The 21,406-nt window shown below is 73.8% G+C and carries 17 protein-coding genes; 15 read left to right on the top strand and 2 right to left on the bottom strand.

Features of this window, described 5'->3' with window-relative positions; genetic code table 11:
* The first annotated feature begins 59 nt into the window (after positions 1 to 59).
* The 5 genes from FHE66_RS12530 to FHE66_RS12510 all read left to right on the top strand — a co-directional run bounded on the left by FHE66_RS12530 (position 60) and on the right by FHE66_RS12510 (position 6,497).
* Positions 60 to 1,124, top strand: a complete 1,065-nt coding sequence (locus FHE66_RS12530; RefSeq protein WP_139073294.1) for an ABC transporter permease — start codon at positions 60 to 62, stop codon at positions 1,122 to 1,124.
* A complete protein-coding gene (locus FHE66_RS12525; RefSeq protein ID WP_139073293.1) occupies positions 1,121 to 1,918 on the top strand; it encodes an ATP-binding cassette domain-containing protein in 798 nt (265 codons plus the stop codon). Before FHE66_RS12530 ends, FHE66_RS12525 begins: the two co-directional genes overlap by 4 nt.
* The gene (locus tag FHE66_RS12520) at positions 1,915 to 2,934 is read left to right on the top strand and encodes a sugar ABC transporter substrate-binding protein (RefSeq protein ID WP_139073292.1); all 1,020 of its coding nucleotides are present in this window, start codon (positions 1,915 to 1,917) and stop codon (positions 2,932 to 2,934) included. Before FHE66_RS12525 ends, FHE66_RS12520 begins: the two co-directional genes overlap by 4 nt.
* Positions 2,935 to 3,008: 74 nt before the next feature.
* Positions 3,009 to 3,974 (top strand): Gfo/Idh/MocA family oxidoreductase, encoded by a 966-nt coding sequence (locus FHE66_RS12515; RefSeq protein WP_218013716.1) that lies wholly within the window; start codon positions 3,009 to 3,011, stop codon positions 3,972 to 3,974.
* Between the two features lie 237 nt (positions 3,975 to 4,211).
* The gene (locus FHE66_RS12510) at positions 4,212 to 6,497 is read left to right on the top strand and encodes an amidase family protein (protein WP_255303731.1); all 2,286 of its coding nucleotides are present in this window, start codon (positions 4,212 to 4,214) and stop codon (positions 6,495 to 6,497) included.
* Between the two features lie 96 nt (positions 6,498 to 6,593).
* Here the strand turns inward: FHE66_RS12510 and FHE66_RS12505 are convergent, their stop codons facing one another.
* Complete coding sequence (locus FHE66_RS12505; RefSeq protein WP_139073291.1) at positions 6,594 to 6,989, bottom strand: hypothetical protein; 396 nt, start codon at positions 6,987 to 6,989, stop codon at positions 6,594 to 6,596.
* A gap of 158 nt (positions 6,990 to 7,147) precedes the next feature.
* On the opposite strand from FHE66_RS12505, the gene FHE66_RS12500 reads away from it, so the two are divergent.
* Positions 7,148 to 8,335 carry a Gfo/Idh/MocA family protein gene (locus FHE66_RS12500; protein WP_139073290.1) on the top strand — a complete coding sequence of 396 codons (1,188 nt, stop codon included), beginning with the start codon at positions 7,148 to 7,150 and terminating at the stop codon, positions 8,333 to 8,335.
* Positions 8,336 to 8,348: 13 nt separating this feature from the next.
* Here the strand turns inward: FHE66_RS12500 and FHE66_RS12495 are convergent, their stop codons facing one another.
* Positions 8,349 to 9,593 (bottom strand): ROK family transcriptional regulator, encoded by a 1,245-nt coding sequence (locus FHE66_RS12495; RefSeq protein ID WP_139073289.1) that lies wholly within the window; start codon positions 9,591 to 9,593, stop codon positions 8,349 to 8,351.
* A 189-nt stretch (positions 9,594 to 9,782) separates the two neighbouring features.
* On the opposite strand from FHE66_RS12495, the gene FHE66_RS12490 reads away from it, so the two are divergent.
* The 9 genes from FHE66_RS12490 (at position 9,783) to ligD (ending at position 21,349) form a co-directional block, all read left to right on the top strand.
* Positions 9,783 to 11,186: an extracellular solute-binding protein gene (locus tag FHE66_RS12490; RefSeq protein ID WP_139073288.1), complete on the top strand. Its 1,404-nt coding sequence runs from the start codon at positions 9,783 to 9,785 to the stop codon at positions 11,184 to 11,186.
* Between the two features lie 121 nt (positions 11,187 to 11,307).
* Entirely contained in the window at positions 11,308 to 12,141 is an 834-nt protein-coding gene (locus FHE66_RS12485) for a carbohydrate ABC transporter permease (RefSeq protein WP_176554770.1), read from the top strand.
* A complete protein-coding gene (locus tag FHE66_RS12480) occupies positions 12,138 to 13,022 on the top strand; it encodes a carbohydrate ABC transporter permease (protein ID WP_139073287.1) in 885 nt (294 codons plus the stop codon). The genes FHE66_RS12485 and FHE66_RS12480 overlap by 4 nt, the downstream gene beginning before the upstream one ends.
* Positions 13,022 to 14,086 carry an ABC transporter ATP-binding protein gene (locus FHE66_RS12475; RefSeq protein ID WP_139073286.1) on the top strand — a complete coding sequence of 355 codons (1,065 nt, stop codon included), beginning with the start codon at positions 13,022 to 13,024 and terminating at the stop codon, positions 14,084 to 14,086. The genes FHE66_RS12480 and FHE66_RS12475 overlap by 1 nt, the downstream gene beginning before the upstream one ends.
* Entirely contained in the window at positions 14,087 to 15,328 is a 1,242-nt protein-coding gene (locus FHE66_RS12470) for a CehA/McbA family metallohydrolase (RefSeq protein ID WP_139073285.1), read from the top strand. It begins immediately after the preceding gene.
* 10 nt (positions 15,329 to 15,338) lie between these two features.
* On the top strand, positions 15,339 to 18,083 hold the full coding sequence (locus FHE66_RS12465) for an alpha-mannosidase (protein ID WP_139073284.1): 2,745 nt from the start codon (positions 15,339 to 15,341) through the stop codon (positions 18,081 to 18,083).
* Positions 18,080 to 18,988, top strand: a complete 909-nt coding sequence (locus FHE66_RS12460; protein WP_176554769.1) for a sugar phosphate isomerase/epimerase — start codon at positions 18,080 to 18,082, stop codon at positions 18,986 to 18,988. The genes FHE66_RS12465 and FHE66_RS12460 overlap by 4 nt, the downstream gene beginning before the upstream one ends.
* Positions 18,976 to 20,139, top strand: a complete 1,164-nt coding sequence (locus FHE66_RS12455; RefSeq protein ID WP_139073282.1) for a Gfo/Idh/MocA family protein — start codon at positions 18,976 to 18,978, stop codon at positions 20,137 to 20,139. Before FHE66_RS12460 ends, FHE66_RS12455 begins: the two co-directional genes overlap by 13 nt.
* A 151-nt stretch (positions 20,140 to 20,290) precedes the next feature.
* Positions 20,291 to 21,349: a non-homologous end-joining DNA ligase gene (ligD, locus tag FHE66_RS12450; protein WP_139073281.1), complete on the top strand. Its 1,059-nt coding sequence runs from the start codon at positions 20,291 to 20,293 to the stop codon at positions 21,347 to 21,349.
* The last annotated feature ends 57 nt before the right edge of the window (positions 21,350 to 21,406 follow it).

The following is a 21,406-nucleotide window of genomic DNA, read 5'->3' as shown; positions in this document are numbered from 1 at the left end:
CACCACACTCAAGGGGCGGGGCAGGTCACCGCCCCCGGGACAGGACGAGGGGACAGCCGATGACGGCCGTTGCTGACCGCGAGGACGTACCGCCCGGGGGTCCCGCCTCCGGGAAGCCGGGACGCCAGAGCCGCGGCCTGCACGCCGCGCTCACCGTCGTCCGGCTCGGCCCGGTGCTCCTGCTCCTCATCATCATGGCGGTGATGGCGGCGCTCAACCCGCTGTTCCTCTCGCCGTTCAACCTCGGCAACGTGGGGCTGGAGGCGTCCGTCGTGGCGATCCTCGCCCTGGGGCAGCTGCTCGTCATCGTCACCGCCGGCATCGACCTGTCGGTCGGCTCGGTCATCGCGATGTCGAGCATCCTCGGCGCGCTGTGGATCCGCGAGCTCGACCTCGTCTCCGGCTGGCTCGTCATCCCCTCGATGATCCTCGCCGGCGGTCTGGCCGGTGCCGTCAACGGCACCCTCTTCGTCAAGGGCCGGCTGCCGCACCCCTTCCTGCCCACCCTGGCGATGCTCATGGTGGCCCGCGGGGTGGCGCTCATCGTCAGCGACGGGCAGCCGATCACCGGGATGCCCGAGTCGATCAAGCTCTTCGGCTCGGGCCGCATCGGCCACGTGCCCTACGCCGTCATCCTCGTCGCCGCGCTCGCCGTCATCGTCTACGTCCTGCTGCGGCGCATCACCTGGGGGCAGTGGATCTACGCCATCGGCGGCAACCGGGAGGCCGCGCGCCGCGTCGGCGTCCCCGTCGACCGCGTCCTCATCTCCGTCTACGTGTTCAGCGGGATGTGCGCCGGCACGGCGGCCATCGTCGTCTCCGGGCAGACGAACTCGGCCTACCCCACGGCCGGCAACCTCATGGAGCTCTCGGCGATCGCCGCCGTCATCATCGGCGGGGCGAGCTTCTTCGGGGGCCGCGGCACCGTCATCGGCACGCTCGTCGGCGCGCTCATCCTCGGCGTCATCCAGAACGGCCTCAACCTCATGAACGTCCAGAGCAGCTGGCAGTACGTCGCCCTCGGCGCGGCGGTCGTCATCGCCGTCGAGCTCGACGTCGTGCGCGCCCGGCTGGAGACCCGGCTCCGGGTCGTCCGCACCGAGGAGACGGAGGCGAGGGCATGACGGAGCACGAGCAGTCCGCGGTGCCGGTCCTCGAGGTGCGCGGCGCGGTCAAGCGCTTCGGCGCCGTCACCGCCCTCGCCGGGGTCGACCTCACCGTCCACCGCCAGGAGGTTGTCGGCCTGCTCGGCGACAACGGCGCCGGCAAGTCCACCCTCATCAAGGCGATCACCGGCGTCCACCAGCTCGACGAGGGGGAGATCCTCCTCGACGGGCAGAGGGTGCACGTCACCAGCCCGACCGCCGCCCGTGAGCACGGGATCGAGGCGGTCTACCAGGACCTCGCGCTGTTCGACAACCTCGACGTCGCCACCAACCTCTACGTCGGCCACGAGCTCACCAAGCCACGCGGCTGGCGCGGACTGGGCTGGCTGGACCGCAAGGCGATGCGCCGGGACGTCCAGGAGCGCCTGGCCACCATGCAGGTGCACCTGCCCGACCTCAAGGGGCAGGTCGGGCTCATGTCCGGCGGGCAGCGGCAGGCGATCGCGGTCGCCCGGGCCGTGGCCTTCGCACGGCGGGTGCTCATCCTCGACGAGCCGACGGCTGCGCTCGGGGTGCGCGAGACCCGCAACGTGCTCGACGCGATCCGCCGGCTCCCCGAGGAGCACGGCATCTCCATCATCCTCATCTCGCACAACATGGAGCACGTCGTCCAGGTGTGCGACAACGCCGTCGTCATGCGGCAGGGCCGCGTGGTCGGCACCACGCGGCCCTCCCCGGAGACGGCACAGGACATGGTCGCGATGATCGTCGGCGCCACCGAGGGCGCCGGGAAGAAGGGACACCAGCAATGAGGTTCACCCGGCACACGACCGCGCTCGCCGCGGCAGCACTCACCGGTGCGCTCGTCCTCTCCGCCTGCGGCGGGGACTCCGGCGACCCGGGGGACGGCGGGAGCAGCGGAGGCGCGAGCGACGGGCAGCAGACCGTCGCCGTCGTGCTCAAGACCCTCTCCTCGCCGTTCTGGCTCCAGGTGGCCGGCGGCGTCGAGGACGGCGGCGAGGCCGAGGGCGTCAACGTCACGCTCGCGGGCGCGACCGCCGAGACCCAGGTCCAGGAGCAGATCGACAAGGTCCGCGCCGCCATCACCCAGCAGGTCGACGCGCTCGTCGTGGCGCCGACCCAGGCCGAGCAGCTCGAGCCGATCCTCCAGCAGGCCGTGGACGCCGGCATCCCCGTCCTCCTCGTCGACACCGACATCGAGGGCTGGGAGGGCAAGGAGACCTTCGTCGGGACCGACAACTACCAGGCGGGCGTCACCGCCGGGGAGTACATCCTCGAGCAGGCCGACTCCGGCCAGATCGCCGTCATCCGCGGTGTGCCCGGCAACCCGTCGACCGACTCGCGCATCGACGGCGCCCTCGACACGCTCGAGGGCAGCGACATCGAGGTCGTCGCGGACCTGTCGGCCAACTCCGACCGCGCCGAGGGCCGCGCCGTCATGGCCGACATCCTCCTGGCCAACCCGGACGTGTCCATCGTCTTCGCCGCGAACGACGACATGGCACTCGGGGCCATCGAGGCGATCAAGGCCGCGGGCCTCGACCTCGAGGACATCCTCGTCGTCGGGGTCGACGGCACGAGCGACGCGGTGGACTCCATGCTCGCCGGGGAGCTCGACGCGAGCGTCGCGCAGAACTCCTACGACATGGGCCGCCGGAGCGTGGAGCTGGCCGTCGAGCTGCTCAACGGCGGGACCATCGAGGACCGCGTGGACACCGGCGTCACCGTCGTCACCACGGACACCGCCGAGGAGTACGGCGCCCAGCTCGAGGAGCAGGCCGCCGCCGAGGACGTCAGCAGCGACTGAGCCGGTTCGCCAGGTGTCCGGGCCGCCGAGCCGGCGGCCCGGACACGCGGCGCGTGCAGGGAGAGGCGGGAGACGTGCTCGACGTCGGTGTGGTCGGTCTGGGCGCGATGGGTTCGGACCACGTCCGTGTCCTCGCCGAGCACGTCCCGGGCGTGCGCGTCGTCGCCGTGCACGACGTCGCCACGGAGCGGGCCGAGCAGGTGGCCGCCCGGGTGGGGGCGCGGGCCGTCGGCAGCGCCGAGGAGCTCCTCGCCGACCCGTCCGTCGCGGCCGTCGTCATCGCCTCCCCGGACCCGACGCACGCCCCGCTCACCCTCGCCTGCCTCGCGGCCGGCAAGCCCGTGCTGTGCGAGAAGCCGCTCGGGGTCGGGCCGGCGGAGTCCGCCGCCGTCGTCGCCGCCGAGGAGGCGCTCGGCCGGCGGCTCGTCACCGTCGGGTTCATGCGGCGCTTCGACCCCGGGTACCGCGAGCTGCGCGCGACGGTGCGCGAGGGCGGCGTCGGGGACGTCGTGCTCGTCCACAACGTCCACCGCAACGCCGCCCCGCACCCGGACGCGACGAGCGAGGGGGTGGTGGCGAACTCGATGGTCCACGAGCTCGACGTCCTGCCCTGGCTCACCGGGCTGCCGGTGACGGCGATCGAGGTCCGCTCCCCGCGCACGAGCGGGCTGCGCGACCCGCAGCTCGCCGTGCTCGAGCTCGGCGGGGGACGGGTGCTCGCCACCGTCGAGGTGTTCCTCGCCGCCCGGTACGGCTACGACGTGCGGTGCGAGGTGGTCGGCACGGGCGGCACCGTCTCGCTGCGCCCGCCCGCGCTCGTCGACCTCGCCCGCGACGGCCGCGCCGGCCCGGCCGTGCCCGCGGACTTCCGCGCCCGCTTCGCGCAGGCCTACCGGGCCGAGCTCTCGGCCTGGGTGGACGCCGCGAGCCGCGGGGGAGCGACCGGGGCGTCCGCCCTCGAGGCCCACCGCGCGAACGTCGTCGCCGCCGCGGGGGTGGAGTCGCTGCAGACCGGCCGCCGGGTGTCCGTCGCGCAGTGAGCCGAGCCCAGGGGTGCGGGGCCTGCCCTGCGCCCCTGCTCGTCACGTGCCGGAAATGAGCGCTAACACGACCGAAACGCTGGTGAAGCATGCTCGGGTGCAACGGTCGCACGCGGTGGCCGACGACACAGGGGGATGCCCATGCACTTCGAACCGCGATCCCGTCCGAGCCGCAGACGCCGTGCCGTCACGCGTGTCTCGGTCGCAGCAGTGCTTGCTGCGTGCTCGGTCGCAGCCGTGCCCGCCACCGGAGCACTCGCCGTCCCGGTGGCCGACGCGACGTCGGTCCACGACGAGATCCCCCTGGACCTCGCCACGGCGGGGGTCCAGGAGATCCAGACCGCCCTCGCCGACGGCTCGCTCACGTCGGTCCAGCTGACCCGGGCCTACCTCGAACGGATCGAGGCCCTGAGCATCGGCGGGCCGGCGCTCAACGCGGTCCGCTCCATCAACCCCGCCGCTCTCCAGCAGGCGGCCCAGCGTGACGCCGAGCGCGCGGCCGGGACCGTCCACGGTCCCCTCCACGGCATCCCGGTGCTGCTCAAGGACCTCATCGACGTCGAGGGGATGGCGACCACCGCGGGCTCGGTCGCCCTGGCGAGCTCCTACCCGGCCGCCGACGCGCCGGTGACCGACGCCCTCGAGGAGGCCGGGGCGGTCATCCTCGGCAAGGTCAACCTCACCGAGTTCGCCAACTTCATGACCAGCGGGATGCCCGGCGGGTACAGCTCGCTCGGCGGACAGGTCCTCAACCCCTACGACGTCAGCCAGAGCCCCAGCGGCTCCAGCGCCGGCTCCGGCTCCGCGGCCGCCGCGGCGCTGGCCACCGTCACCGTCGGCACCGAGACGTCCGGCTCGATCCTCAGCCCTGCACGTGCCAGCTCGACCGTCGGCATCAAGCCGACGGTCGGCCTCATCAGCAGGACCGGCATCGTCCCGATCTCGGCGACGCAGGACACCGCCGGACCGATGACCCGCAGCGTGTACGACGCCGCCGCCCTGCTCACGGCCATGGTGACCGTCGACCCCGAGGACCCGGCCACGGCGGACAACCCGAGCCTCGGCGTCGACTTCACCGACGCCATGTCCACCACCGCACTGGAGGGGGCGCGCCTCGGCTACGTCGAGTCCGACGACCCGGTGTACGCCGCCGCCCTCGAGACGCTGCGGGAGCAGGGCGCCACTCTCGTGCCGGTCCAGGTCGGTCGCTCCTCCGCGGCGAGCATCCTCACCACCGAGTACAAGCGGGACCTCAACGCCTACCTCTCCCGGCTGCCGGACGACGCCCCGATGAAGACGCTGAGCGACATCATCGAGTACAACAGCGCGCACGCCGGCGCCGCACTCAAGTTCGGTCAGACGCTGCTGCTCGCCTCGCAGGAGGTCGACCTCGACGACCCGGAGACCTACGCCCGGTACACGGCCCAGCGTGACCAGCTGGTGACCGAGTCCCGGCAGGCGATCGACTCCGTGCTCGACGGAGCCGACGTCGACGCCATCGTCTCCGCCTCCGCGACCACCGGGACGGCGGCCAGCGCGGGATACCCCTCCGTCTCCGTGCCTGCGGGTTACACGGAGGGCAACCGTCGCCCGGTCAACGTCGTCTTCCTCGGCGCCGCGTGGAGCGAGGCGGAGCTCATCGCCCTCGCCTCGGACTACGAGGACGCCGCGCAGGCGTGGCGGTCGCCCGAGGAGATCAACCCCTCGCTGTTCCGCTGCACCGCCATCAGCGAGGAGACCGAGTGGGACGACTCGTGCGTCATCGACCCCCCGACCTGGCCCGAGGAGCCGGAGGAGCCCGTCGTGCCCGGGATGCCCGAGCCCAGCACGCCCGTGCCTGCGCGGAACGGGTTCTTCCTCAACGACGGCTGGGGCCCGACGGCCGGCCACGTCTTCCACTACGGACGGTTCAGCGACGAGGTCCTCATCGGGGACTGGGACGGTGACGGCGTCGACACGATCACGCTGCGCCGAGGCAAGGACTTCTACGTGTCCAACGCCCAGCGCGGCGGGGAGGCCGAGCACACCTTCAGCTACGGCCGGCCCACGGACGTCGTCCTCGTCGGGGACTGGGACGGGGACGGGATCGACACGCTGGCCGTGCGCCGGGGCAACGAGTACCACGTGAGGAACAGCATCAGCGGCGGCCCGGCCGACGTCGTGGTCCGCTACGGCAGGGCCGAGGACGCCGTCGTCGTGGGCAACTGGGACGGGCGCGGCGGGGACACGCTGGCCGTGCGCCGTGGGGCGACCTACCACGTGAAGAACAGCCTCACCGCGGGGGCGGCCGACGTCGTCGTCACCTACGGGCGGGCCGGGGACACCGTCCTGGCCGGTGACTGGGACGGGGACGGGGTCGACACCTTCGCGGTGCGCCGCGGCGCGACCTACCACGTGAGGAACAGCCTCTCCGGCGGGGCGTCGGACCTGGTGCGGACCTACGGCCGCGGCGGCGACGAGGTGTTCGTCGGGGACTGGAACGGGGACAGGTCCGACACGCTCGGCGTCCGCCGCGCTCCCTGAGCAGGTGACGCGCTGACCTCAACCAGCGGCCGGTGAGTCCGGAGGCCCGCACTCGACCGAGTGCGGGCCTCCTGGCGTCGCGGCCCGGTGTGGCCCTCAGCCGGCGCCCTCGTACGTCGCGTCGTCGCCGTCGATGCTGACGACGATGTCGACCGGCCCACCGAGCTCGCCGCGTCGCTCGGTGAGGTCGAGAGCGTCGAGGGGCGCACCCTGCAGGCTCAGCCGCGGCTGCCCGCACTGCGCGGGATCCGAGTCTTGGACCGAGTCGCAGAGGAAGGCGACGGCCTGCTCCTGCTCGGTCAGGAGGGTGGCGCGGACGCGGACGTGCTCGCCGGCGCTCTCGGAGGAGCCCGCAGCGTGCTTGAGGGCTTCCGTGGCGGAGAGCGGGACCAGGGGAGGGGCGCTGTCGGACCACACCTTCTCCGCCTCCCCGCCGGAGCACGCGGCAAGGGCCACGAGGAGTGGGACCACCCAGAGTCTGCGAGTGCGCACGTCGACCACCGCCTCACGGCGCCGCAGCGGCACGGCGCACTCGTGGAGGGTAGGCGCCGGGGCCGGCCCTCACAAGGGGAGACCGGCGGCGGCGACCGCGCAGACACGACCACGACTCCAGCCCTACCCTGACGGGACGTCACAGAGAGGTGGGCCCGATGGGTGAGCACGGCACGCGCCGCCGCGTGGGCATCGGCGTCATCGGCCTGGGCTGGATGGGCCGGCTGCACGCCCGCAGCTACCGGGCCGTCCCCGAGCGCTACCCCGAGCTGCGGGTCGACCCGCGGCTCGTCCTCGCTGCGGACGCCCACGAGCAGAACCGGGACGCGGCCGTGGACCACCTCGGTTTCGCCGCCGCGACGGCGGACTGGCGCGACGTGCTCACCCACCCCGACGTGGACGTCGTGTCGGTCTGCGCTCCGAACGACCTCCACCGCGAGCTCGCGCTCGCCACCGTCGCGGCCGGCAAGCACGTGTGGATCGAGAAGCCGATGGGCGTGGGCGTCGCGGACAGCGAGGCCATCGCCCGCGCCGCGACCGAGGCCGGGGTGCTCACCGCCGTCGGCTTCAACTACCGCCACGCCCCGGCGGTCGCCCGCGCCCGCGAGACCGTCCGCTCGGGCCGCCTCGGGCGGGTGACCTCCGCCCGCGTGTGGCTCCTCGCCGACTATGCCGCCGCCCCCGACGCCCCGCTCACCTGGCGCTACCAGCGCGCCCGCGCCGGGGCCGGCGTCGTCGGGGACCTGCTCTCCCACGGCGCCGACCTCCTGCAGTACCTGCTCGGCCGCATCACCGAGGTGACGGCGACGACGAGCACGGTCATCGCCGAGCGGCCGGTGCCCACCGGGGCCGGGATCGGCCACGGAGGGTACGAGGTCGGGGAGGAGCTCGGGGTCGTCGAGAACGAGGACCAGGTCGCCGTCCTCGCGCGCCTCGACTCGGGCGTCGTCGCCACCCTCGAGGCCAGCCGCGTCGCGCGCGGTCCTCAGGCCGAGTACGTCGTCGAGGTCTACGGCACCCACGGCTCGGTGCGGTGGAGCTTCGAGCGGCTCAACGAGCTCCAGGTCGCGGGCGAGGACGGCGGCTACCGCACCGTCATGGTCGGCCCCGGAGACGGCGAGTTCGCCCGCTTCCAGCCCGGGGCGGGTACGAGCATGGGCTTCGACGACCTCAAGGCGATCGAGGCCGGCCTGTTCCTGCGGTCGGTGCTCACCGGGGAGCAGCTCGCGCCCTCGGTGGGGGACGGGTGGGCGGCGGCAGCGGTGGGGGACGCGGTCGTCGCCTCCGCCGCCGACGGCCGCTGGCACCCGGTGCCCCACGTCCCCGGCACGACCTACGACCGCTGAGCCCGGCCGGGCCTCAGCGGGTGGCCGGGGCGATGACGAGCGTGCCGGGCCTGGGGGAGTAGGCGCGGTCGAGCACGAGGCTCGCCGCCCCGACCGCGGCGAGGTGCTCGCCCACCGGCGTGCTGAGGAGCTCGACGGGGTGGATGTCGTGCGCCGCGGCGTGCGCGGCGAACATCGCCGGCGCGACCGCGAAGAAGTAGGGCGACATCCTCGCCCAGTACGGCCCACCGAGCACGAGACGCTCGACGTCGAGCAGGTTGGTGACGAGCAGCGCGGCCCGCGCCACGGCCACGGCCGAGCTGCGCACGACGTCCAGGGCGTGCTCCTCACCCGCGTCCGCGCGGTCGTACAGGCGGCGCAGCTCGACGTCGAGCTCGGCGAGGGAGGCGGGCGGCGCCCCGGTGCCCGCGCGCCGCAGCATCTCCTCGGCGCTGACGACCACCCTCGTGCAGCCACGCTGCCCGCACCGGCACTCCTCACCGCCCTGGTCGACGACGATCTGGCCGAGCTCACCGGCGTTGTTCGACGCGCCGCGCAGGACCTCGCCGTCGACGACGAGCCCGGCCCCGATGCCGGTGCCGAGGTAGATGAGTGCCCCGGAGCTGGCCGCCGCGAAGGTCCCGGCCCACACCTCGGCCGTCGCCGCGGCGACGACGTCCTTCTCCAGCTGCACGGGCAGGCCCACCGCGAGCTCGAGCTCCTCCCGCACCGGCACCTGGTGCCAGCCGGGCAGGTGCGGCGGGTTGTCGACGATGCCGCGGGCGACGTCGACCGGGCCGGGAGTGGCCACCCCGACACCGAGGACGCGGTGCCGGGGGACCTCGGCGGCGTGCAGGAAGTCGACCACCCGTCTCCCGACCTCCCGCACGGTGGCCGGGGCGTCTGCGGCCCGGGGCGTGGGGAAGGTCTCGGCAGAGACGGTCCGGCCCGCGAGGTCGAGGAGGACGAGCGTGGTGAGGGCAGGGTCGACGTGGACGCCGACGGCGTGCCGGGCGGCGGCGTCGATGGCCAGGGGAGTGCGGGGCTTGCCCTGGCCGGCGGCGACCGGCTCTCCCTCGACGATGAGGCCGTCGCGGAGCAGGCGGCGGCAGATGTTCGTCACGGTCTGCCCGGCGAGACCGGTGAGCTCCCCGATCTCCACCCGGCTGACGCCGGGCGAGGTGCGGATCGCGTGGAGGACGACCGCCTGGTTGAAGGTGCCGAGCTGGCCGAGGTTCGCCCCGCGCGGCCCGCGCCGAGGGGGTGGCTGAGGGGGCACACGTCCTCCTTGACGTTAATCCATCGTTGTGATGAACTAATTTACCAGTGACCCAGGTCACTCCCGTCACTGCCTGGGGTCCTGCAGGAGGCGGGCCCGGAGCGAGGCTGCTCCACGGGACCACCCTGACCGTCGCGCGACGCAGCGCCGCGCCCACCACTCATCCTCCCGACCACACGGAGAACTGTCATGACCAGGAAGACGTACACGGGCGCGATCGCGGGTACCGCGGTCCTCGCCCTGGGACTGGCGGCCTGCAGCGGCGACGACGGCGGCACCGGCGACGGCGCCACGCAGAGCGGCGACGCCGTCACCCTCACCCTCGTGCTCAACGCCATCAGCGGCGGCAAGAACGCCGCCGAGGCGGACTGGATCGAGAGCTGGGTCATCCCCGAGTTCGAGGCCGCGATGGCCGAGGAGGGCCGGGAGGTCGACGTCGTCTTCGAGGCCCAGGGCGTGGACGACGAGGACTACAAGACGAAGATCGCCCTCGACCTGCAGTCCGGTGGCGGCGCCGACATCATCGGCATGGACGGGATCTGGGTCGGGGAGTTCGCCGAGGCCGGCTACATCGCCCCGCTCGAGGAGGTCGGCGGCGAGGCCGTGGCCGAGTGGGAGGGCTGGGAGCAGATCCCCGAGGCCGTGCAGAACGCGCTCGCCTTCGAGGGTGAGCGGTACGGCGTGCCGCAGGGAGCCGACGGCCGGGTGCTCTTCTACAACAAGGACCTGTTCACCCAGGCCGGCCTGCCCGCCGAGTGGGAGCCCACGAGCTGGGAGGACGTGCTCGACGCCGCCCGGGCGCTCAAGGAGATCGACGGCGTCATCCCCGTCCAGCTCAACGCCGGGACGCCCATGGGTGAGGCCACGACCATGCAGGGCGTCCTGCCGATGCTCGTCGGCACGGGCGCCGAGGTGTGGTCCGACGACGGGTGGCTCGGGGAGAGCGACGAGCTCGGGGACGTGCTCGAGCTGTACCGCACAATCTACGTCGACGAGGAGCTCGGCGACCCGATCCTCCAGCAGGAGGCCTCCGGGCGGGACACGTCCTTCTCGCTCTTCGCGGCGGGGGAGATCGGCATCCTCCTCGAGGGCGACTACTTCTGGCGCGCCGTCGTCCACCCCGAGGTCGGCACCGCGCCGATGGAGAACCGCGACGAGGTCGTGGGCTACACGCTCATCCCCGCCCAGGAGCCGGGCGCCGGCGTCGGCGGCCAGGACCACGTCTCGATGTCCGGTGGCACCGGCCGCGTGCTCAACCCCAACTCCGACAACCCCGAGCTCGCCTGGGAGCTGCTCGCCTTCATGAACTCCGCCGAGGCGTTCGAGGCCCGCGCCGAGGGCACGATCAACATCACCCCGCGCGAGGACGTCAACGCCACGCTCCTCGAGGGCGACGAGATGCTCACCTTCGTCAGCGACGAGGTCCTGCCGCTCACCGCCTACCGGCCCGGCCTCGCGGCCTACCCCGAGGTCTCGCTCGCGCTGCAGGAGGCCACCGCCGCCGTCGTCGCGGGCACCCCTGTGGACGAGGCGCTCAGCACCTACGCCGAGACCGTCGCCGGCGTCGTCGGCGACGAGAACGTCGCAGGCTGAGCGGGTACCCGTGAGCCTGGCGCCGGCACGGACACCGGCACCGACGCGGCCGCCGGGGAGAGGCGCGCGCCGCCGCCCTGCGGACGTCGCCGGTCTGGGCAGGGTGGGTGCCGGCGCCTTCATGGCACCCGCCCTGGCCCTCATCGGCCTGTTCCTGATCTTCCCCGCGCTGTGGACCATCTACCTCGGGATGACCGACTACCGGCTCACCGGCCTGGCCGCGGCCGACCCGCAGCTCGTCGGGCTGGACAACTACACCGACGTCCTCACCGACGCCGCGTTCTGGCGCTCGCTGCGACTCACCCTGGCCTTCGTCCTGCTCTCCGGGGTGCTCGGCCAGACGCTGCTCGGCTTCTCGGTCGCGTGGGCGCTGCGGCGCCTGCGACCGTGGGCCAAGACCGTCCTGGAGACCCTCGTCCTGGCCGCGTGGGTCGTGCCGACGTCCGTCGGCGCCTTCCTCTGGCTCGCGCTGCTCGACCGGCGCGACGGCACGCTCAACCGGATCCTCGACACCCCAGGCACCGCCTGGCTCATCGAGTACCCCATGGCCAGCGTCATCGTCTTCAACATCTGGGTCGGCACCGCGTTCTCCATGCTGCTGTTCAGCTCCGCGCTCGGCGCGGTGCCGCCCTCGCAGCTGGAGAGCGCGCGGATGGCGGGGGCGTCCACGTGGCAGCAGCTGCGCGACGTCGTCATCCCCAACATCCGCGGCCACATCCTCACGAACACCCTGCTCATCACGCTGTGGACGTTCAACACCTTCTCCCCGTACCTCCTCACGGCCGGGGGCCCGAACGGGCGGTCGGAGATCCTGCCGGTGTACATCTACCGGACGGCGATCCCCGGCGGACAGCTCGGCGTCGGGGCGGCGATCTCGCTGCTCATGCTGCTCATCAACCTCGTCATCGCGCTGGGCTACATGCGCATCGGGCGGGAGAGGAAGCGCTCCTCATGACCACGACCACCGCTCCCACCGCCGAGCGGCGCACCGCCCTCCCCGCCGCCACCGGCCGGCGCGCCGTGCGCACGTTCGTCGTGCGCGTGCTGTTCGTCGTCGCGATGGTCCTCGTCGGCTTCTTCTTCGCCCTCCCGCTGGCCTGGCTGGTCACCCAGCCGTTCAACTCCACACCGACGATGACGGTGAGCTGGCCGGACTGGACGCTCGGCAACTTCACCGTGCTCGCGGAGAACCCCTACGCGCTGCGCTCGATCGGCAACTCGCTCGTCCTCGGGCTGGGGACGGTCGTCGTCGTCGTCGTGCTCGGCTCGCTCGCCGCCTACGCGCTGTCGCGGGTGCGAATCCCGGGCCGTGACGGCCTGCTCTACGCGCTGCTCCTGCTCTCCTCGGTCGTCACCGGCACCGCGGCGATGGTGCCGCTGTTCCAGCTCATGGTCGCGACCGGGCTGGTCAACACCCAGACCGGGGTCGTCCTCGCCCTGTCCGGCGGGGTGCTGCCCACGGTGATCTTCATCCTCAAGGACTTCATGGACTCCATCCCGCGGTCCTACGAGGAGTCCGCCCGGCTCTACGGCGCGCGCCCCGGCCAGATCCTGCGGCACGTCGTCGTGCCGATCGCGCGCCCGGGACTGGCCTTCGTCGCGGTGTGGGCGCTGGTCCAGGTGTGGGGCAACTTCCTGCTGCCCTACATCCTCCTGCGCTCCCCGGAGGCCCAGCCCGCCGCGGTGATCATGTACACCTTCTACACCGAGAGCGGCCAGGCGGACCTCAGCCTCATCTCCGCGTTCTCACTCGTCTTCTCCGTGCCGGTCATCCTCATGTACTTCCTCGTCAACCGCCGGTACGGGTTCCGCTTCCACGGAGGGATCAAGTCCTGATGGCCGCAATCACCACGACCGCGCTGGTCAAGGAGTACCCCGGAGGCGTCCGCGGCGTCGACGGCGTGGACGTCACCATCGCCCACGGCGAGTTCTTCGCCCTCCTCGGACCATCCGGCTGCGGGAAGACCACGCTCCTGCGGTCCATCGCCGGCCTCGAGGCCATCACCGAGGGCACCCTCCACATCGGGGAGCGGGACGTGACGAACGCCGAGCCCGGCGAACGAGGCGTGGCGATGGTCTTCCAGGACTACGCCCTCTTCCCGCACATGGACGTCGCCGACAACATCGCCTACCCGTTGAAGATCAGGAAGGTCAGGCGCGAGACCCGCCGCGCGAAGGCGGTCTCCGTGGCCGACGGCCTCGCCCTCGACGGGTTGAGCGAGCGCCGCCCCGCCCAGCTCTCCGGCGGGCAGCAGCAGCGCGTGGCCCTGGCCCGGGCCGTGGCCACCGAGCCCGAGGTGCTCCTCCTCGACGAGCCGCTGTCCAACCTCGACGCGCGGCTGCGTCTGGAGGCCCGCACGTTCCTCAAGGAGCTCCAGCGCGACCTCGGCGTCACCACCGTCTTCGTCACCCACGACCAGGCCGAGGCGCTCGCGCTCGCCGACCGGATCGCCGTCATGAGGAGCGGGCGGCTGCAGCAGATCGGCACCCCCCAGGAGATCTTCCAGCGGCCGGTCAACACGTTCGTCGCCTCCTTCATCGGGTCCACGCCGATGAACCTCGTCGAGACCGAGGTCCGCGACGGCGCGCTGCCGATGGGCGAGGGCACCGTCCCGCTTCCGGACGGGGTACGGCCGGCCGAGGGCAGGGCGGTGGTGTGGGGCGCGCGCCCGGAGTACCTGCGCTGGTCGCGCGAGCCGGTCCCCGTCGGGGTCCCCGGCGAGGTGGGCGTCACCGAGAACCTCGGCGCCGCCACCCTCGTCACTGTCATGTCGGGGGAGACCCGGCTCCAGCTCGTCGTCGCCGAGGAGGACGCCCCCGAGCCCGGCGACCGGGGCTGGGTGGAGGCCTCGCCCCGCCGCAGCCTCGTCTTCGACGCCGGGACGACGGAGCGGATCTAGGTGGCCCGCGCCGTCGAGCGGCTCCACCTCACGCCGGAGGACCAGATCGCCCGCCGGTACCACCCGGTGCCCTTCGACGTGCCCGCCGGCAGCCCGTCGCTGGGCGTGAGGCTGTCCTACGACAGGGGCCGAGGGGTGGTCGACCTCGGGTGCGAGGGGCCGGACGGGTGGCGCGGCTGGTGCGGCGGTGCCCGCGACCGCTTCTCCATCACGCCCGCCGAGGCCACGCCCGGCTACCTGCCCGGTGAGCTCGAGCCCGGGACCTGGCACGTCGTCCTCGGGCTGCACCACCTCCCCGCCGAGGGCCTCGAGGTCACCGTCGAGGTCAGCGTCCCGGCCACCGAGCCGCCGGAGCAGGAACGGCGCCCCGCCCCGGTCCGGCGCGCGGTGCGGGGCAGCGACCGGGACCTGCCCGCCCCGCCCGGACTGCGCTGGTACGCGGGTGACTTCCACGCCCACACCGTCCACTCCGACGGCAGCGAGAGCATCGGCGAGCTCGCCGTCCGCGGGGTGCGCGCCGGCCTCGACTTCGTCGCCGTCACCGACCACAACACGGTGAGCCACCACCCCCACCTCGCGCCGCTGGGTGCCGAGCACGGCATCACGCTGCTGCCCGGCCAGGAGGTGACGGCGGCCCGCGGGCACGCCAACGCGCTCGGCGACATCGGCTGGGTCGACTTCCGCGCTCCGGCCACCACCTGGGTGCGGGAGGTCGCCGCCCGCGGGGGAGTGCTCAGCGTCAACCACCCGATCGACGCGGACTGCGCCTGGCTCCACCCCCTCGACACGCTGCCCGCGGCGCTCGAGGTCTGGCACGTGTCGTGGTTCCGCGACCTCACCCACACCGGCGCCATCGCGTTCCAGCAGCGCTGGGACGCTCGCGCCGTCCTGGGTGGGAGCGACTTCCACCGGCCCGAGCAGGGCTGGACCCTCGGGACGCCGACGACGTGGGTCGCGGCAGCCGACGACTCCCCGGAGGCGATCCTCGCGGCGGTCCTGGCCGGGCGCACCGCGGTGAGCGTCGGGGTCGGTCCGGACGGCGTCCCCCGGCCGCTGTCGGCCCCGGTGCTGCTGCGCGTCGAGGACGACGTCGTCGCCGTCGGTGCCGAGGGCGCCGTCCTGGAGGACGCCGAGGGCCGCCGGCTGCGGATCACCAGCGACCACCAGACCGTCCCCGGTGCGTGGGGCCGCGGGCTCCTGCACCTGCACGACGCCGACCGGCGCGTCCTCGCCCTCTGCTGAACGGAGTCCCATGACCACCGCCCCGCCCACCGCCGAGCCGGGCATCGTCCTCGTCCCGCACACCCACTGGGACCGGGAGTGGTACGAGCCGCACGACGTCTTCCGGCTCCGTCTCGTCCACGTCCTCGACGACGTCGTCGACCGCCTCGAGACCGACCCGGAGTTCCGCTTCACCCTCGACGGGCAGACCGCGGCGATCGAGGACTACCTCGAGATCAGGCCGGAGCGGCGCGAGCGCGTGCGCGCCCTCGTGCGGGACGGGCGTCTGGCCGTGGGGCCCTTCCTCATCCTCCTCGACGAGTTCTGCTGCGACGGGGAGACCATCGTGCGCAACCTCGAGCTCGGTCTGGTCCACGCCGAGCGGCTGGGCGGGGCGATGCCGGTGGGCTACCTGCCCGACATGTTCGGCCACACCGCCCAGATGCCGCAGATCCTGCGGGGCTTCGGCATCGCCCACGCCGCGCTGTGGCGTGGGGTGCCGAGCGCGGTCGACGAGCACGCCTTCGCCTGGCGCGCCCCGGACGGCTCCGCCGTCCGCGCCGAGTACCTGTTCGACGGCTACGGCTCCGCCCTGGACATGTTCGCCGTCCCGGACCGGCTCACCGAGCTGGCCACCCGCTACCGCGCCGAGACCCGACCCTGGTACGGCTCCGACCCGGTGCTCGGGATGTTCGGCACCGACCACATGGCCCCGCCGCCGGACCTCATGGACAGGGTGCGGGCACACAACCGGGCCGCCGGCCACGCGCCGGTGGTCCGGGTGGCGACCCTCACCGAGTACCTCGCCGGCCGGCCCACCGACCCGGCCGCGCTCGCCGCGCTGCCGCAGGTGACCGGCGAGCTGCGCTCCCACGCCCGCGGCAACCTCCTGCCCGGTGTCTTCTCCGTGCGCACGAACCTCAAGGCCGCGATGGCCGGCGCCGAGCTCGTCCTCACCCAGGCCGAGCGGCTCGACGCCCTGTACGGACGGGAGGACCACCGGTCCTTCTTCGAGCTCGCCTGGTACCGGGTGGTGGAGTGCACCGCGCACGACTCGATCACCGGCTGCGGGGTGGACGAGACGGCCGAGCAGGTCGCCACCAGGCTCGCGTCCGCGACCGCGATCGGCCGGGGCGTGACCGAGCGGGTGCTCGACGGCCTCGCACAGGACGTCCCCGCCGACGCCTACGTCCTCGCCAACACGCTGCCGTGGGCGCGCACCGTGCAGGCCGAGCTGCTGACCTCCGAGACGGCGGGTGGCCAGGACGTCGGCGGGCTGCCCACCGCCCTGGGGGACGAGTGGATGAGGGGCGCCGACCTCGTGCGGGTGCTGCGCCGCATCCACGGCCGCGAGCTGTTCGGCCAGCAGGTGACCGGGTACGCATGGGGGGCGGACACGCTGCGCCTCGAGGTCGCCGAGGTGGCCGACGGGTCATTCGACCTCGCCGCCCTCACCGCGGAGGTCCGGGCGGCAGCCGCCGAGGACCCCGACCGTCACTGGCGGGTGGTGACGACCGCGCGCTCGCGGCGGCGCGTCGTCGTCGCCGTCGAGGTCCCGCCCCTGGGCCACGTCGCCCTCCGGCCCGGCACCTCGGCCGTCCCGCAGGCGCCGGTCAGCGCCACACCCACCCGGCTGCACGGTGAGCTGGTCGACGTCCTCGTCCGCGACGACGGCGCACTCACCGTCACCGGCGCGGACGGCACCGTGCTCGACGGCCTCGCGCGTCTCGTCGACGAGGGGGACCGCGGGGACTCCTACAACTACGGGCCCCTGGCCCACGCCGGCGGCCTCGACACCCCGAGCTCGGTGCACACCGCAGTCCTCGCCGCCGGACCGCTGCGCGCCGTCGTCGAGGTCGTGCGCCGCTACGACCTGCCGCTCGGCGTCGACCGGCAGGACCCGGACCGGCGGCTGGAGAAGACCGAGGAGCTCGCCGTGCGGATGCTCGTCGAGCTGCGCGCCGGCGAGCCGTTCGTCCGCCTCACGACCGACCTCGTCAACACCGTGCGCGACCACCGGCTGCGGTTGCACGTCCCCCTCGGCACCCGGGTCGGTGAGTCCCACGCCGCGGGGCAGTTCGACGTCACCCGCCGCGGGCGGACGGCCGAGGGAGGCTGGGGGGAGTACCCGCTGCCGACGTTCCCCGCGACCGGCTTCGTCTCCGCGGGCCCGGCCCACGTCCTGCTCGCCAAGCTCACCGAGTACGAGGTCGTGCCCGGCCCGGATGGCGACGAGCTGGCCCTCACCCTGCTGCGCGCCGTCGGGATGATGAGCGTCAACGTCCACCCGCTGCGCGACGAGCCGGCGGGCTCGGAGATCCCGGTGCCTGGGGCGCAGTACCTCGGCACCGAGGTGCGGACGCGGCTCGCCGTCATGCCGCACGCGGGCGGGTGGGAGGAGGCCGAGGTCGCGCGGTGGGCCGAGATGTTCCGGCACGAGCCTCTCGTGCGGCGTGGGGGCGCCCCTGCGGGCGGGCCGCTCCCCGCGCCCGTCACCGGTCCCGCGCTGCGCGGCCGCGCCGTGCTCTCGAGCCTCCGGCGGGTCGGTGGGGAGGCGGTCGAGGCCCGGGTGGTGAGCATGAGCCGCTCGCCCCAGGACGTGCGCCTCGACCCGCTCGACGGTGCCGGCTGGGCGGTCACCGACCTGCGTGGCACCCCGGCGCAGGCGGAGGGCGAGCTGCGCGCCGCCGAGGTCCGCACGCTGCGCACCGCCCCCGGGGTCGCCGGTGCGCCGACCGGCACGAGCACTCCGCGCCCGGCGGAGGAGGGCCGGTGATCGCGCTGGCCAACGCCCCGGTGAGCTACGGCGTCTTCGATCTCGGCGCGAGCGCCGGCGGTCGACTGCCCGGGCCCGAGGAGCTGCTCGGCCTCGTCGCGTCAGCCGGGTACACCGGCATCGACTCCGGTCCGATCGGCATGTTCGGGCGGGGCGAGCGGCTGCGGGAGAACCTGCGCCGGCACGGCCTGGCGCTCGCCGGCGGCTGGGTCGACCTGCCGTTCGCCGACGACGCCGCCTTCACCGCTGCGCTGCCCGGCTACCGCGACGCCCTCGCGTTCTTCGCCGAGGCGGCACCGGTGAAGCCCGGGCTCCCGCCCAAGCCCACCCTCGCCTGCTCCGGATCGGCGCAGCGGCGGGCCAACCCGGGGGGAGGGCTCGGCCTCGGGCTGCGACCCGCGGAGTGGGACCGGTACGCCGCGAACGTCGAGCACGCGGCGGCGCTCGCGGGCGAGCACGGGCTGGAGGTGACCTTCCACCACCACGCCTGCACCTTCGTCGAGACCCCGGAGGAGATCGACGAGCTGCTCGACCGCACGACGGTGGGCCTCACCCTCGACACCGGGCACCTCATCCTCGGCGGCGGCGGCGACCCGCTCGACGGCCTCGCGCGCTGGGGGAGCCGGATCAACCACCTCCACCTCAAGGACGCCCGCAAGTCCGTGCTCGACGGCGTCGTCAGGGGCAAGGGCGACCTGCGCACCGTGTGGGCCGGCAAGGCCTTCGTCCCGCTCGGCACCGGCGACCTCGACGTGCCCGCCGTCGTCGAGGCGGTGCTCACCTCGGGCTACGCGGGCTGGCTCGAGGTCGAGCAGGACACCATCCCCGACCCCGCCGACCCGCCCGGTACCGCCCAGGCCGACCAGGTCCACAACCGCGAGGTCCTGCGGCGGTGGTTCCCGTGACCCGGGTGCGTCTCGCCGTCGTCGGGCTCGGCGGGATCGCGCAGAGCGTCCACCTGCCGCTCGTCGCCCGACGCTGGGACCTGTTCGAGCTCACCGCTCTCGCCGACCTGTCCGCCGACCGCGCCGCGCGGCTCGGGCAGCGCTACGGCGTCCCGGCCGAGCGCCGGTTCGCCGACCTCGACGCGCTCCTCGCCGCCGTCGCCGGCGGGCTGCGCGTCGACGGCGTCGTCCTCGCCACGAGCGGGAGCCACGGCGACGCGCTGCTCCGCCTGGCCCGCGCGGGCATCCCGGTGCTGTGCGAGAAGCCGGTGGCGCTGAGCGTCGCGGAGGTCGACGCCGTCGAGCGGGAGCTGCGCGACCGTGGGCGCGACCCGCGCACGGCCGTCCTGGTCGGGTACATGAAGGAGTACGACCCGGCCGTCGCCCGGGCCAGGCAGGAGCTGGCCGGCCGACGCGTGCGGGCCGTGACCGTCGAGGTGCTCCACCCCGCCGACGACGCCCAGCTGCGGTTCGCCCGGCTGCTGCCACCGGCAGACGACGTCGACCCCGCCGTGCTCCACGCGGCGCAGCGGCCCACGGTCGAGGCCGTGGACCGGGCGGTGGGCGCCGGGGCGTCGGCATGGCTGCGCACGACGTACACGAACGTCGTGCTCGGCTCGCTCGTCCACGACGTCTCCCTGCTGCGGCACCTCGCCGGCGGGGTGAGGGCCATCGACTCCGCCGCCCACTGGGGCGGGGTGCCCGGCTCCGTCCAGCTCACCGGGCACGTGGGGGCCGGCGCCCGGCTGCACCTCGGCTGGCACTTCATCGCCGACTACCCCGACTACCGCGAGACCGTCACCGTCCACCACGAGCAGGGCAGCGTGAGCCTGACCTTCGCCGTGCCCTACCTCCTCAACGTCGCGACCGAGCTCGTCGTCACGGCGCGCGCCGGGGATCTGGACGGAGAGGCGCGCACGACGTTGCGCTGGGCGCAGGAGGAGGCCTTCGAGAACGAGCTCGCGGCCTTCCACGCCATGGTCACCGAGAGGGCCGCGCCGTCCTCCGGGCTGGCCGAGGGCCGGGCGGACCTGCGCACCGGGCAGCGGGTGCTCGCGGCGCTCGCCCGGGCGCAGGGCGAGCCGGTGGGTGGGGAGGCCGGCCGGCCCTGACCGCACGCGAGCCGGTCCCGGGTCCGCCGTGATGTCGACCGCGGGCGAGACCGGCCATCGCGGGCGAGGTTCCACCCGCGCTCGCGAGGCTCGCGGGCGGTCGGATCTCGACGCCGGGGCGCGCGGGAGGACGGGGCGGTAGCGTCTGGCCATGGCACCGACGAAGAGCCCCGCCGTCGAGATCGACGTCGCCGGACGGCCCGTACGGATCACCAGCGGGGACAGGATCGTCTTCGCCGAGCCGGGGATCACCAAGCAGGACGTCGTCGAGTACTACCTCGCCGTCGGCGACGGCATCCTCCGTGCCCTGCGCGAGCGGCCGGTCACCCTCGAGCGCTGGCCCAAGGGCGTGCGCGAGGGGATGAAGCGGGCCACCAGGAGCGACCCGCACGGTGACGCGTTCTACCAGAAGCGTGTCCCCGCGAAGGGTGTGCCGGACTGGATCGAGACGGTGGAGATCGCCTTCCCCAGCGGGCGCACGGCCGACGAGCTGTGCCCAACCGAGCTCGCCGCAGTCGCGTGGGCGGCGAACCTCGGCACCATCACGTTCCACCCCTGGCCGGTGCGCCGGGCCGACGTCGACCACCCCGACGAGATGCGCATCGACCTCGATCCTCAACCGGGGACCGACTTCGCCGACGCCGTCGAGGTGGCCGGGGTGGCGCGCGAGTACCTCGCGGAGCTGGGGTGGCGCGGCTTCCCCAAGACGTCGGGGAACCGCGGGGTGCACATCTACGTCCGGCTCGAGCCGCGGTGGGACTTCACCCAGGTGCGGCACGCGGCGATCGCCTTCGGCCGCGAGCTCGAGCGGCGGATGCCCGGCAAGGTGACGACGAACTGGTGGAAGGAGGAACGCGGGGAGACGATCTTCGTCGACTACAACCAGAACGCCCGCGACCGCACGATCGCCAGCGCCTACAGCATCCGCCCGCTCGCGCACGCGCCGGTCTCCGCGCCGGTCACCTGGGACGAGCTGCCCGACGTCGACCCCCGCGACCTCACCGTGCGCACCATGCCCGCGCGCTTCGCCGCGCTCGGCGACCTGCACGCCGAGATCGACGACGTCGCCCACGACCTCACGCCGCTCCTCGAGCTCTTCGCGGCGCAGGAGAAGGAAGGGCTGGGGGACATGCCCTACCCGCCGGAGTACCCGAAGATGCCCGGCGAGCCCTCCCGGGTCCAGCCCTCCCGAGCCCGCAAGCCCGACTGACCCCTTTCCCTCTTCCGCCGAGCGCTTGATCGCGCGCGTGGCCGGGGCCGTCGCGCG

It is taken from the genome of Georgenia sp. 311 (assembly GCF_006151955.1).
GTDB classification, from domain to species: domain Bacteria; phylum Actinomycetota; class Actinomycetes; order Actinomycetales; family Actinomycetaceae; genus Oceanitalea; species Oceanitalea wutianyii.
This window is presented reverse-complemented; position numbering and strand designations above follow the sequence as displayed.